12 protein-coding genes are annotated in these 13,548 nt (G+C 54.7%); 5 read left to right on the top strand and 7 right to left on the bottom strand.

Annotated elements, in window-relative coordinates:
- Window positions 1-171 precede the first annotated feature (171 nt).
- The 3 genes from MWC30_RS07520 to MWC30_RS07510 form a co-directional block, all read right to left on the bottom strand.
- On the bottom strand, window positions 172-957 hold the full coding sequence (locus tag MWC30_RS07520) for a stage 0 sporulation family protein (RefSeq protein ID WP_244083547.1): 786 nt from the start codon (window positions 955-957) through the stop codon (window positions 172-174).
- Window positions 902-1,933, bottom strand: a complete 1,032-nt coding sequence (gene holB / locus MWC30_RS07515) for a DNA polymerase III subunit delta' (protein WP_244083546.1) — start codon at window positions 1,931-1,933, stop codon at window positions 902-904. Before holB ends, MWC30_RS07520 begins: the two co-directional genes overlap by 56 nt.
- Window positions 1,934-2,135: 202 nt before the next feature.
- Entirely contained in the window at window positions 2,136-3,176 is a 1,041-nt protein-coding gene (locus MWC30_RS07510) for a 3'-5' exoribonuclease YhaM family protein (RefSeq protein ID WP_244083545.1), read from the bottom strand.
- Between the two features lie 188 nt (window positions 3,177-3,364).
- Between MWC30_RS07510 and MWC30_RS07505 the strand changes: the two genes are divergently transcribed.
- The 5 genes from MWC30_RS07505 to MWC30_RS07485 all read left to right on the top strand — a co-directional run bounded on the left by MWC30_RS07505 (window position 3,365) and on the right by MWC30_RS07485 (window position 10,139).
- Window positions 3,365-4,369 carry a DUF4126 domain-containing protein gene (locus tag MWC30_RS07505; RefSeq protein ID WP_244083544.1) on the top strand — a complete coding sequence of 335 codons (1,005 nt, stop codon included), beginning with the start codon at window positions 3,365-3,367 and terminating at the stop codon, window positions 4,367-4,369.
- Window positions 4,370-4,397: 28 nt separating this feature from the next.
- Window positions 4,398-6,104 (top strand): GTPase domain-containing protein, encoded by a 1,707-nt coding sequence (locus MWC30_RS07500; protein WP_244083543.1) that lies wholly within the window; start codon window positions 4,398-4,400, stop codon window positions 6,102-6,104.
- A 163-nt stretch (window positions 6,105-6,267) separates the two neighbouring features.
- A complete protein-coding gene (locus MWC30_RS07495) occupies window positions 6,268-7,989 on the top strand; it encodes a GTPase (protein ID WP_244083542.1) in 1,722 nt (573 codons plus the stop codon).
- Window positions 7,990-8,000: 11 nt separating this feature from the next.
- Window positions 8,001-8,210, top strand: a complete 210-nt coding sequence (locus tag MWC30_RS07490; RefSeq protein WP_244083541.1) for a PLD nuclease N-terminal domain-containing protein — start codon at window positions 8,001-8,003, stop codon at window positions 8,208-8,210.
- Window positions 8,211-8,237: 27 nt separating this feature from the next.
- On the top strand, window positions 8,238-10,139 hold the full coding sequence (locus tag MWC30_RS07485) for a SurA N-terminal domain-containing protein (RefSeq protein ID WP_244083540.1): 1,902 nt from the start codon (window positions 8,238-8,240) through the stop codon (window positions 10,137-10,139).
- Window positions 10,140-10,285: 146 nt separating this feature from the next.
- Here MWC30_RS07485 and coaE read toward each other — a convergent pair whose 3' ends face one another.
- Genes coaE through MWC30_RS07465 form a run of 4 tightly spaced genes read right to left on the bottom strand, consistent with a single transcriptional unit; the run spans window position 10,286 to window position 13,305 of the window.
- The gene (gene coaE, locus MWC30_RS07480) at window positions 10,286-10,894 is read right to left on the bottom strand and encodes a dephospho-CoA kinase (RefSeq protein ID WP_244083539.1); all 609 of its coding nucleotides are present in this window, start codon (window positions 10,892-10,894) and stop codon (window positions 10,286-10,288) included.
- Window positions 10,895-10,897: 3 nt separating this feature from the next.
- The gene (locus MWC30_RS07475; protein WP_244083538.1) at window positions 10,898-11,278 is read right to left on the bottom strand and encodes a hypothetical protein; all 381 of its coding nucleotides are present in this window, start codon (window positions 11,276-11,278) and stop codon (window positions 10,898-10,900) included.
- A 54-nt stretch (window positions 11,279-11,332) separates the two neighbouring features.
- Window positions 11,333-12,559 (bottom strand): SufD family Fe-S cluster assembly protein, encoded by a 1,227-nt coding sequence (locus MWC30_RS07470; RefSeq protein WP_244083537.1) that lies wholly within the window; start codon window positions 12,557-12,559, stop codon window positions 11,333-11,335.
- The gene (locus MWC30_RS07465; protein ID WP_244083536.1) at window positions 12,538-13,305 is read right to left on the bottom strand and encodes an ABC transporter ATP-binding protein; all 768 of its coding nucleotides are present in this window, start codon (window positions 13,303-13,305) and stop codon (window positions 12,538-12,540) included. Before MWC30_RS07465 ends, MWC30_RS07470 begins: the two co-directional genes overlap by 22 nt.
- Window positions 13,306-13,548 lie beyond the last annotated feature (243 nt).

Genomic DNA, 13,548 nt, shown 5'->3' with positions numbered 1-13,548 from the left:
TGGCGGAGGACTGGGCGAGGCGGGGACGCTGAAGACGCTGATCAGCGCTGACTGCCGCTGATTTTCTTAATAATTAATAAAAAGTTTTTCTCAGCGTTCTTCTGCGGGCATCAGCGTTTTCAGCGTCCCTTTGAAGGATGGCGCCTGCCTCGTTCGGTCTTTATTGCGGGTCTAAGAATCCAGGTGTTTCTCGATTTCCTTCCCGTCCTCCATCAGAATGGTGACGGTCCTTTCCATGACATTCTGGCGAATCACTTTGCCCCGCCCCTCGGGAATGTCGATCTTTTTCCCCAGCTTGGGCATATCCTTTTTATATTCCCGGTAAGTGTCGTACTCGTACTGCAGGCAGCACATGAGGCGCCCACAGGCTCCGGAAATCTTGGTGGGATTGAGGCTGAGGTTCTGCTCCTTGGCCATTTTGATGGAAACGGCGTGGAAATTTTTCAGAAAAGACGCACAGCACAGCGGGCGCCCGCAACCGCCCAGGCCGCCGACCATTTTGGCCTGGTTTCGAATGCCGATCTGGCGGAGCTCTACCCGCGTCCTCAGCCTGCGCACGAGGTCCTTGAGCAGTTCTCGAAAGTCTACACGCCCCTCTGCAGTGAAGTAAAAAATGATCCTGCTGCCGTCGAAATAGTATTCGACATCCACCAGGTTCATGGCGAGATTGTGCGCCGTGATCCTTTCGAGACAGTAGCCTTTCGCGTCCTTTTCCACGTCCAGATTGGCCAGGTGGGTCTTGATTTCCTCTTCCGTTGCCGGCCGATCGATGGTTTTGATTTCTTTGGGATGGACACGAGGGTCTTTGGGGAAGGGACCTTCCACAACCTGTCCCAGCCCGACGCCCTGTTCGGTGTGTACGATTACAAAATCATCTCTCTTGAATGTATGGTCACCGGGATCAAAATGATAGATTTTGCCTCCCCGGCGGAAACGAATTCCAACTACTTTGTCCATATAAACCATCCTTAATGGCTAAGCACACCCCTTCCAGTGTCAGCTGTTTGTTGGCGTTTTGGCGAAGGTGCTGAACCGCTTGCTCCACGTGATCGTACAAGAGGAAGAGACGTTCTGCCGGAACGCGGCAGGCTGCGCTCCACAGCCCCTCATGGAAAGGAAAAACCGGGTGATAGTCGCTCAACAACCGGGAGCATATGAGATCTCGCAACCAAAGTTTAATGCATTCCATGTCCTGCTCCAAGTCTTCTGTTTTTTGGACCCACTGATTCAAGACGGAAAAGAGCTCCAGCATGGGAAGTGTTTGCAGGCTTTCCAGTTGGGCCGAAATCTCTTCCCATCGGGCCAGGCGATCTTCCTCCAGGAACCGCACGGCCCGATCCAGACTCCCTTCGGCCACACGGGCCAACCGGGCGGCCTGGAGGGGGGGGACTTCCTGTACCGTCATGAGATGCTGCTCGATCCAGCGTTCTTCGAGGGGTTGGAAACGAACGTGGGAACAGCGGGAGACGAGGGTTGGAAGGAGCATCTGGGGCTCCAGTGTCGTCAAAACCAAGACATTGTGCTTGGGGGGCTCCTCGAGCATTTTCAAAAGGGCGTTCGCCGCCTCTTCCGTGAGTTGGTGAGCGTTCTGCAGGATCACAACCCGATAATTTCCTTCAAAGGGGCGAAAGCGGAACCGGGTCTGCAGGCTCCGGATCTGGTCAATCTTGATGAACGCCCCCTCCCGTTCGATCGGGACTACATCAGGGTGTCGCCCCGCATGAATCTTGCGGCAGGAAGGGCAGACGTCGCAGCAGTCCAGGTCCCGGGGGGCCCGGCAATTGAGAAGCTTTGCCAGTTCAAGGGCCATGGCGGTTTTCCCGATGCCGGTCATTCCGCTGAAGAGCAGGGCATGAGGAATGTGGCCGCTTCGAAAAAGCTGCCTCAAAAAGCGTTTTGTTCTCGGCTGACCCGGGATACTTTCTAAAGACATATCGGCTTACTTATAGTCGATAACATATGAAACTTTCGATTTGATCACTCCCTGTTTTTGTAGGAGCGGCTTCCAGCCGCGACTGGCTTACTTTCGCGGCTGGAAGCCGCTCCTACAAAAGAGAAGTTTTCAATCCTTGATGCGTATAGTCAGGTAAAACTATTTCCCGAAAACCGGAGTACGCCTTGCATTGACGTGGGGATCAGTCTTTCTTTCCTGAAGACCAAAGACTCAGCTGAACACCTTTTTCTTCCTCCGGTTCACAACCCATTCCGGGAGCTTCGGTCAAATCGGGGGGCAGACCCCGGAAAAAAAACCGGTCGAAAACCGGTTGATAGGCGGTCCATGCTTTATCCCCACTCCTGCTGTCCTGCATGATGCGCGTCAAAGTATTCATTTTAGCATCGAGATCGTCGGCGAAATGGAGGACGAAGGCTTCTCGCGTCATGGGCAGTTTGACGGCCCCGAACTGTGCATCGCCGTGGTGGCTCAATATGAGGTGCTTCAGCAGCAGCGATTCTTCCGCGGGGAAATTTTTCAAGCCGGCCAGCTTTTCCTCCAGGATTTGAACGCCAAGGATCATGTGCCCCAATAAACGCCCGGCGTGGGAATAATCGATGCTGAGGTCGTAAACGAATTCGTCGACTTTTCCCATATCGTGGAAGATGGCCCCGACGATGAGGAGATCTCGGTTGAGGTCCGAATAATGCTGGCTGATATGGGAAACAAGATGCGCCACGGCCGTCGTATGTTCAAGCAGTCCGCCGAGATACGCATGGTGCATGGACTTGGCGGCGGGAGCCCGCTTGAATCGTTCCATGAGATCCCGGTCCATGAAAAGGTGACGCGCCAGCTGTGCGAGGGAGCGTGTTTTAATGCCGGCCGTAATTTTTCTGAGCTGTTCCAGGAGCGTTTCGGCGGGAATGGGGCCGGCGGGAAGAAAATCCGAGGGATCGATCTCTGCTGCGGGGACGGGCTGGATGCGCTGAACCTGGATCTGCATCTCGTCACGGTAGGTTTCGCTCCGTCCCTGAACGAAAACAGCGCCCCCGGTGCTGAGAATCCGCCCTGTCTCTTCGGCCCTTTCCCAGACGCGCCCCGTAATTTCCCCCGTTTTGTCCACGAGCTTCAGAGTGAGAAACGCCGTGCCGTTGCGTGCCGTGCGAAGCTGCTTGTCGGCGAGGACAAACGTCGAGGCCACATCCTGACTGGGCTGTATGTCCGCTACGAAAATCTTCGACACGCTCCGCTCTCCCTGCCGTCGCTCCACTGAAGGCCGGTTCCTCATTCAATTTTTTCATTTGAGAAGCTACTCCTATAGTATACGATTCCAAAGCATGTCAAACTGCGAATTGGGTTGAGCCGCTCCTTGCCGAAAGAAACGAAATTTCATAGAATAATTCGCATGTTCAATCTTAGTGGGGATATTCGATGGAAATTATTGCAAAACTTGGAGCCCTTCTGGGGCTTCCCTTCATTTCGGGGATCAACCTCTACGCCACGGTTGCGGTGGTGGGGATCTGTACCCGTTTTGGTCTTGTGGAAGGCATCCCTCCCGAGCTCCATGCGCTCGGGAACGAGGGGGTGATATTCGTTGCAGTGGTGCTTTATCTGGTAGAGTTCTTTGCGGACAAGATTCCCGGCCTGGATACCCTGTGGGATTCCATCCACACGCTGATCCGGCCTGTCGGTGGCGCCATGCTGGCCCTGATGCAGGTGGGAGAGGTATCACCCGTTCTCGATGTCCTCGTTTTTCTATTGGGAGCCAGTCTTGCTTCCGCCGCACATATGACTAAAGCGGGAACCCGGCTCATCGTCAACACGAGCCCCGAGCCTTTTTCCAATATCCTGGTGAGCTTCGGAGAGGATGTGGGAGCGATTGGTTTTACCTATCTCTGCCTGGCACATCCTGTCTTGAGCTTCTTCCTGACGCTGATCTGCCTGGGGCTCGTCTTTTTTTTCATGCCCCTGATTTTTCGAGCGGTGCGGATGATCTTTTCCGCCCTGCTTTTCAGGTTGCGATGTGTTTTCCAGAAGGATGCGGCCTGGACGACTTCGCGAACCCTGCCTTTTTGCCTGGATTCCGCCTGGGATGCAGGTCGAGAATCCCATGAGCGATTGTGCTGGACGGGGCGTGTCTATGCCGTTCGAGCGCCCCAGGTGCGGCGCTTCACCCCCATGCAGGTGGTCATAACGTCCCAGGCGGTACATTTACTCTACAGAAAGTGGTTGAAAAAGCACCATGATGTCCTGAAGCTGGATGAAATCGAAAGTCAGAAGACCTATCCCGGGACTTTGCTATGCCGATGGCTCCTCCGGACGGCCCGGGGAGACTGGGTGTTTTCGTTGTATCAGCCTCTTTCCAGGACGCTTCCCTGCGATTTCCAGGACCTGAAGACGGGACCGAAAAATGAGATCGATGTCCTCTGCCCCTGAATCCAATGCACCCGACGAAGCTGCGCAAATGAATTCCTCACCTCATGATCTCTGGCAGGAGGTGCGATGTCCGGGATTGACCCCTTCGGCCGCCGAAGTGCTCCGCCTGGTGAGGGAGATTCCGAGGAAAATGGCGGCCTCCCGCTACAAAGGGGAGGGGAATGTCGTGTGGGTGGTCTTTGTCGGGGGAACCGGCACGGGCAAGTCCACCCTGTTCAACGCACTTTGCGGCAAAAATCTCAGTGAAGCCGGGGTAGAACGGCCGAAGACCTACGGCCCCATCGGTTATGTCCACCGAAATGTCGCCCTGGAAAAGGGCTTCCCCTTCAGGTCCATGGAAATTTCTCGGAGCTCCGGGGATGATGGAATTGGCCATGGAGCTGTCGGGGCGACGGGACGATTGGTGCTTAGGGAGCATCAGCACGATGCGCTGGCCCACCTCGTTCTCGTGGATACCCCCGATCTGGACAGCCTCGAGCTTTCCAATCGCCGTATGGTGGAGGACCTGTATCTTCTCTCGCACAGCGTGGTTTTTGTGACGAGTCCTGAAAAGTACGCGGATGATGTTCCCTTTCAATTCCTGAGGAAAATGGACAAGGAGGGTAAGCCCTATTTTCTGCTCCTCAATAAGAGCCGGGAGGCTTCCCTGGTGGGAGAAGTGCAAACAGCCTTGAAAGAGCAGGGACTGACCCTGCCGCAGGATCGATTTTTTGCCTTCCCCTACCTTCCCTCCCACACTTCCGTCATGCTCCCGGAGGATGAGAATTTTCTGCGGTTTCAAAAAACCTTTTTCGGGATGCTTTCTCCAGCGACACTTCCCCGATTCCTGGAATCCGAACGGAAAAAAGACAGGGAAAAGGGGGTTAAGGAGCTCCGTCTCCTGATCCATCACCTCGAAAAGGAAAAGGCTGCAGCAGCAGAGTGGCTCAATCGACTGGATATTTCATTTTACGCTGCATGCCGGTTCCTTCAGGAGAAGCAGAAAGAAGGCCTCAACGAGCAAACGCGGGCTTACCTCAAGCGGCAAATCCGTGACACTTTTGGCCGGTACGATCTGTTGAGAGCCCCACGCCGCTTCATTGCAGAAATCGTCCGTACCCCACTGCGCTGGCTGGGGATGATCGGCAGTGGCGCCCCCGAATCCCGGGAGGAGACGTTCGCGCGCATCCGCAGCCATATGGATCTGGTTCCCATCCACGCCGCCCTGGAGAGTTTTCACCGCTCGGTACTGAGTGATCTTTCACCTTCGGAGCGGTCTTCGGCCCTCTTCGAAAGCCTTCGTGCGCAAGGGACGGCCCTCTCCCATGAAGAGGTGCAGCAGGCTGTGAAGGAGGAACAGGATGGGCTCATCCGGTGGCTGGAAGAGAAATTCCAGGAGTTGGCTGCCGGAATCCCCCGTAGCCAGGAGTTGGGTATCTACTCCACATCGATTCTCTGGGGAGGACTCATCCTCGCATTCGAAACAGCTATCGGTGGGGGGATCAGTATCCTGGAAGCCGTCCTGGATTCGGCCATCGCGCCTTTCGTCACCCAGGGTGCCGTGGAATTGTTCGCCTATCGTGAGCTCCGCAAGATCGCTCTGGAACTGGGGAAGCGCTACCAGGACGGCCTCGTCTCGGTGGTGCGGCGCCAGAGGGATCGTTATGCCCGGTGCATGGCCTCTCTTCTGACCACGGATGAAACGATCCAACACTTGAAGTCTTACGGAGAAAAGGTTTGTGGGGAAAGGCCCTAGGACGATAACGAGACATTGATCTCCCGCGTAGTTTTTGCGTAGGGTGGGCTTTGCCCACCATTGTGCACCGAGAGCATGGGTTGGTGGGCAAAGCCCACCCTACGCAAGAACTCTCGTTGTCGTACTGACAGCCACGACCCGAAAAGACATTGGAGGTTGAGTGATGGGGGATCCCATTGAGGGATATCGAACCGATCTGGATCAAATTCAAAAATTCTTGAGCCAGGGAGGTCTGTTTTCTTTCAGTCCGGAGGAGCGGCAAAAACTGCTGGGCGATTCTCAAAAATTTCTCCAAAAAATTGACAGGCTGGGGGAAAGCTTTTTGACCGTGGGATTCCTGGGGGGGACGGGTGTGGGGAAATCCAGTCTCATGAATGCCCTGGCCGGTAGAGAGATCGCTTCGACGAGTCATCGGCGTCCTCACACGGAGAAGGTTTTGATTTATCGCCACGAAACCGCATCACTGCCGGCTGCTCTGAAGCAGACAACGGCTCCCTGGTCGGAAATCCTTCACAATGCGGACCCCGTACGGCAGATCATCCTGTGCGACCTTCCAGACTTTGACAGCCTGGTGGGTGAGCACCGCCGCCATGTTTTGAACTTTCTCGAGCATCTCGATCTGCTGATTTGGGTGACCTCTCCGGAAAAATATGCCGACGGTCGCTTCTATGATTTTTTGAAGGATGTCCCCAAGGCCAGGGAAAATTTCTATTTTGTCCTCAATAAAGTCGATCTGTTCTTCGGTGAGGAAGGGACGGAGAAGGGTTACGATCAATTGGATCGCGTGACCAGAAAGTTCCAGGAGCATCTTTATGACAAAGGCGTGACACGCCCGCTTCTTTTCTCCGTTTCCGTCACCGACGCTGCTGCTTCTCAATCTGCCTCCCCCTGGAATCAGTTCCCGGCTTTTCGACATCAAATTTTTCAGCAGCGTGATCTGAAGGAAATTCTCGCCATAAAAGCGGCGAATCTGGATGTGGAGATCCAGCAATTCCTGCTGGTGCTGGAAAAGGAGGTCCTCTACCTGAATGCCTTTCGCCAGGCGCTGGGGGAAATGGTCCTGGAATTGAAGAACGCAAAAGGGGAGTGGCTCCAGGCGAGCCGCAAGACGCTGGATCTCTGGGTGGAAAGCGATGTGAAACCGGCAGCGCTTTCCTGGTTGGCCGACCCATCCTGCCTGGTAGGGCCGGGTTATGGCCTTGGCCTCTTGATGCTCGACTGGCAGAAGCGCGCTTCGGGTTGCAGCACTCCGGATGCTATCCAGGCCTCTTTTCGGGAGGATGGGTCCCTCGCCCCCTTGCGCCGCCAATTGCAGCGCTGGGAGGACCACATGGCCAACCACCTGTTGCGGCGTGGTCTGCCGGCAGGGTTCATTCAGGAGCTCGAGGCACGGGTCCGCGCCGTCGGGGGCTGGGAAGGCTGGGTGGGGCGCCTCAGTGACCATATCCAGATGCGTTTCACTGCCCTGGAGAACAGAAAGTGCCTCGGTTTTCGCGTCCGGCAATACAGCATCTATTTCCTGGTTTTGACTGGTTTTTTGATTTCATTGGGGGGCCGCACCGCCTGGCGGGAGCTTCTGGCGAGCCCGGATTGGTCCCGCTGGGTGGATCTGGTTGCCGGAATGACGGAGACTATTTTCGGGCCGGTCGGGCTGGCGGCTTTGGGAAGCTTTCTCCTCCTGCAGTTTTTCTTGGCGTTTCGCTTTTATGGCCACTATAAGAAATCCTTGCAGCGCCGTGCACAAAAGTTTATAGATTCTCTCAAATCAGAGGTCCAGAGATTGCGTGAAGATGAATTGGATAGGATTGTCAATGGTTTAATGGAGTTTGACCAGGATCTCGAAGGGCAGATCACACGAGTGGGTGCCCTGCAAAAACGCCAGTGAAGGATAAATGAATGCCCGTAAAGATTGTTTTGGTTCTGCTGCTGCTTGCGCTCCCCCTGATTCCCACATTCTGGGCGCTGGTGGACATCCCCAGGCGGCGCTTTCCCAGTCATAGAAAAAAGATGCTCTGGTTTTTCACGGTTTCCACTTTGCCCTTCCTGGGCGCCGTATTGTATATCCTGTTCATGCGACGCCATACCGAACCCGTCACAACCCCCTAGTCCACTAAAAGGAGGCACATCGGACCTATGCTCAATCTTTTCAGAAAGCATGCTACTTCGTGGCTCATCAAAGTCGCCTTGTTCCTGATCGTCATCGTTTTCATCTTTTGGGGCGGCTACAGCTATAAATCCCAAAAGGACACGCAAATGGCCCGGGTGGATGACCATTACATCAGCATCAATGAGTACAACCAGGCCTACTCCCGAATGGTGGAGATGTATCGCGGTCAATTCGGCAAGGCATTTTCAGAGGACATGATCCGTCAGCTCAATCTGAAGAAGCAGGCCCTGGATATGCTCGTCGACCGCTACGTTATTTCCAGGGCGGCCCAGGATCTGGGACTTGTGGCCACGACATCCGAGATTCAACAGAAGGTACTCGAGTATCCCGTATTTCAGAGGGATGGGAAATTTGATCAAAATCTCTATGTCCGGGTCCTCCAGCAAAATCGCCTTTCACCCGAGGCCTTTGAGCAGAGGCTTTCCGAGGATCTCTCCGCTCAAAAAGTCCAAGCATTTGTCACCCGGCAGGCCATTGTCACCGATGCGGAAGTGCGCGCAGAATTCCTTTTCAACAACAGCACGATCCAGGTGAGCTACGTGATTTTGGACCCCAAGAGTTATGAGGACCAGGTTGCTTTCGATGACAATGCCCTGGAATCATTTTTCAAAGGGGCCCAGGATCGCTACAGGGACCCTGAGAAGCGTCAGGTTTCCTATGTCTTGTTCAAAGCAGAGGATTACCTTGGAGGAGTTCAGGTCACCGAAGACGATGTACGCCAAAGATATGAGGAAAACAAGGAAAAGTATCGACACGAGGCGGAAGTGCACGCCCGGCACATTCTCTTCAATCTGAAGCAGGACGCTCCCGAGGAGGAAGTCTCGAAGGTTCGCGCCGAGGCTGAGAAGGTGCTGGCTGAGGCCAAAAAGGGAAAGAATTTCACCGAGCTTGCCAAAAAATATTCACAGGATCCCTCTGCAGCACAAAACGGTGGCGACCTGGGATACTTCACACGCGGCAAGATGATCGCACCTTTTTCCGAGGCCGCGTTCTCCATGAAGCCCGGGGAGATCAGTGATCTGGTGCGCAGCCCCTTCGGATTCCACATCATCAAGGTCGAGGATGTCCGGCCTGAAAAGACAGAATCGTGGGAAGAGGCACGAGCCTCGGTAGAAAAATCCATGAAAGAGGAAAAGGCACGTGACATTGCCTTTGGGAAGGCACAGGCCTTTGCCGATATCGCCTACGCGCAGAGAGAGGTTGCCAATGTAGCCGAGGCTCAGAAGGTCAAGTTGACAGGCGACAAGGTGTGGGTGAGCCAGAGTGAAATCCTGCCTGGACTGGAAGCGGCGGATCCTCCCCTGATGCAGAAGATATTTGCCCTGGGTGAAAAGGAGGTCAGCGACGTGCTGGAAACGCCCAAAGGCTTCCTGGTGCTGGAGGTGACAGGGAAGCAGGAGCCGCAGGTGCCGCCTTTTGCAAAGGTGAAAGATCGCGTGGTACAGGATTTCAAGAGGGAGAAGGCTTCGGAGCTCACGAACATGAAGGCGGTCGAGCTGATCACTGCAGCGAAAAATGCCGGCAGCCTGGAGCAGGTTGCAAAGGAAAAGAAATTCGAGGTGAAAAAAAGCGGGTGGTTCTCACGACGCGATCCGGATAAGGATTTGATGCCGTTGCGCCAGGGAGCAGGCTTCAATACCCTCTTCGAACTGGAAGGCTCACGGCCCTTCCCCGATGCTCCTCTTTCCATGGGAAACCGCTACGTCGTAGTCCAGCTCCTGGGCAAAAAGGCGGTGGAAGAAGGCCTGGATAAGGAACGGGATTCCATTGTGAAAAGGATCCGGCAGGTCAAGGAGGGTGCCTTGTGGCAGTCCTGGATGGAGGCTGAACGGATCAAATCCAAGGTGGAAATCTACCGGGAGCTGTGATGTCGGTGAAGGGCCTGAGGCTTTAGTACTACAACGAGAGTTCTTGCGTAGGGTGGGCTTTGCCCACCGTTCCGCGCCGAAAGCATTGGTTGGTGGGCAAAAGCCCACCCTACGCGGCAGAGCAATGTCCCGTTGTCGTACAAAGGTCAGTTTTTCAATTGATTCCACACGGCTTCCACCTGGCGCCGTGTATGCTCGAGATCTTTGCTGTTGTCGATGATGATGTGGGAGAGGACCTTTTTGGAATCGATGGGAAGCTGCATGGTGAGGGTTTTTTCGGCTTCCGGGCGGGAGAGTCTGTCTCGATCCATCAATCGCTGGATCTGGATCTCACGTGGAACGTAAACCAGGACAATGGTTTCGAAGTAGCGATCCCACTTTCCTTCGAAAAGCAGGGGGATATCGAATAAAACGGGTCGTCCGTCATGGGCCTCCGCATGGCGGCGCCATTCCCCGTCCATGCGTTCCATAATGGCAGGATGGAGGATGGCATTCACTTGCTCACGGCACTGAGGGTCGGCAATGATGAGATCTCTCAACATGGCCCGCTTGAGCTCACCCGTTTCGCCAAAGTAGTCCGGTCCAAGCAGCTGGCGGAGGCGCTTCCAGCCGGGGCTGCCTGGAGCGACAACCTCGCGCGCCACCTGGTCCGCGTCCAGTATAACGGCCCCCAGCTCCTGAAACATTTTGGAGACCGTGCTCTTGCCCGTGGCAATCCCCCCAGTGATGGCCACCTTGGTCGTCTTGGCAGGCACGACCTAATAGTCCAGTTCACCCAGGGGACGTGTAAAAGTGTAGTGATAGGGTCTTTCGATGAGGGCTTCCTGCACCCTGTCGCAACTGTTGGTCATGGCTGCGAAGGGCATGCTGATCAGTGCTCCTACAGCACCGATCGTCAGCGCTACGAATCCCAGGGGCCTCAGAACGAGGGTGTCCACGATGATGAGCTCACCCGGAGGGGCCGGTTTGTCAGAGTCGTAGTCCATCGATGTTGCGCACCGACCCGGACTGCTATACGTGGGGCCGGAATCTTCAGGGATGGGAAATGGGGGGCGTGGCGCATCCTCTGCCCGGGCGGGGATGCCGATTCCACCCAGAATAAAAGACAGAAGCATCATTACGGTCACTATTCGTTTCATAATCTCCGCCTCCCATTTCTTCCCGTAAATGTGTCCCTCAGGACAACTGGGAAATCACATCACGTCTTTTTCACTCAGCTCGATCGCTTTGTCGATTTCAGCCTTCAGCTGCGGTGGAAGCCCGGGGATGTCGACGCTCAGGAAGCCGCGCACGATGGTTGACGTTGCCTCGTCTTCACTGAGACCTCGGGACATGAGATAGTTGATCTCTTCCTGTGCAATTTTACCCACTGCAGCTTCATGAGACATTTCCACGCCGTCCACGTGTCCTTCCAGTTCCGGAACTGCGTAGACCAGCCCACCCTTGAGGATGAGACCCTTGCATTCCAGGTGTGCCTTGATGTCTGCAACTTCACCAATGAGATGCCCCCGGGAGATGATTCTTCCGCCGTTGGTGATGGTGCGCGCCACGACTTCGGCCCGGTTGCCCTTTTTCTTGAGGTATACTCGGCCTCCCACGTCATATTCAGAATCGGGACTGCCCACGATGATGCTGTACATGCGTGCTACGGCGTTCTCTCCCACCAGGTGTGTCGTCGGATACATTTGCAAAGATCGGACCGGTTTCATGCAAACGTAGTTGTTCAAAAAGAGGCCTCCCTCTTCCACCTGCGCGACGGAACGAGGGCGAACGACCATGTCTTCAGCCCAGTTGTGAATCATGGTGAAGCTCAGTTTGGCGTTTTTCTTGATATAAAATTCGGAAATCCCGACATGAATTCCCTTGGTGGCGTGGGGGGAGGTGGAACATCCCGTGATGATGTGCAGCTCGGAATCCTCTTCCGCGATGATGATATTGTGGACATTTTGCTGCAGCCCCTGCTTGTCCAGGTAGAGGCAGGCCTGGATGGGGTAGATGCTTTTGGCCCCGGGAAGCGCGCGGATGACATACCCGTTGTGCAGGTTCATCTCCGACGCCGCTGTATACTTGTCAGCGTCCACAGAGGCCAGCTTCCAGTAATAATCCTTGATCCAGTCGTGCTTTTCCAGGGCTTCCCGAATGGGGATGACCTCGATCCCTTCCTGCTTGGATTTGCAGTGTACGACTTCCGTGTCTTTTTGGAAAAAAGTGCCGCCTCGTTCCCTCTCGCTGACATCCACTCCAGCCATGAGCAGTTGCTGCTTTTCCTCCTCCGGGAGCTTTAACAAACCTGCATCGTCGAGATGCTCATGAGGAACGGGAGTCTGCTCGAACTGGCCCAGGTCGATGTCCGGACCGATGGGCGCCTTCTTGTCCAGGGCTGTTGCCGCTTTGTTGATTAAAGGTTGTCTATCGTACATCTCACACACTCCTCATATCCGACTTCCCCGATGCATCTCAGAATTTCTCGAGGGTTCGTGCTGCAGCTCAGAACGCCGTTGTAGAGAACCTGACCCTTGTCTACGGCCACGTAGTCCAGGATATACCCCGTATGGGTGATGATGAGTCCCATCTTGGTCCGCTCCCGCTTCATTTGAAGCCGGGACTTTTGATCCGTCGATTCGCAGTCCTTCTGCAGGAGCTTCGCGATGGTGTTTCCCACGAGGGCGATGTTTTCCATGTCCACGCCGGATTCGGGTTCGTCGAACAGCATGAAATCGGGATTCTGCGCCATCAATTGAAGCAATTCCGAACGCTTGATCTCTCCACCCGAAAACCCCGCGTTCACATCCCTTTCCAGAAAGTCTTGAAAGTTGACCCGCCTGGCGAGGCCTTCCACGCTGACTTCCCGCTTGGCGGCGCAGATCTCCACCATCTGGCGCGTCTTGAGGCCATGAATGGTTGGAGGCCTCTGGTAGGACATGCCGATGCCGAGACTCGCTCTCTCATTGATGGGGCTGTGAGTGATGTCCACGCCCTTGAAGATGATTTTGCCCCCCGTCACCTTATATTGAGGGTAGCCCATAATGGTCATGAGGAGCGACGTCTTGCCCGATCCGTTGGGACCGAAGAGGGCGTGCGTCTCACCCGGCTTGATCTCAAGATCGATATGCTTGAGTATGGTTTTGCCTGCAAGCTCAACCTGCAGATCCTCTATGAGTAACATTTTTCTCTCCTATCCCATTAAACATTCAAATCTTTTCGGGTAAAATGCTCGAGAGTCCCGATCGGCTGTCCATATAGGGGCCCAAACAGCATCAAACCCTGATAGACTGACCATGGCTTTGAATATTTTTAATTCTATAATCTTTCTCCTGCGTGAGCGCAAGGGAATACGTGTGAGCGCTCAGGAGCTGCGCTCCTGTTAATTGATGGAATCGTTTGAATAAATCAATGATGGCATCATGAC

Source organism: Desulforhabdus sp. TSK, assembly GCF_022836495.1.
Lineage (GTDB): Bacteria > Desulfobacterota > Syntrophobacteria > Syntrophobacterales > Syntrophobacteraceae > Desulforhabdus.
The sequence above is the reverse complement of the archived record's forward strand: the minus strand, read 5'-3'. Positions and strand labels throughout refer to the sequence as shown.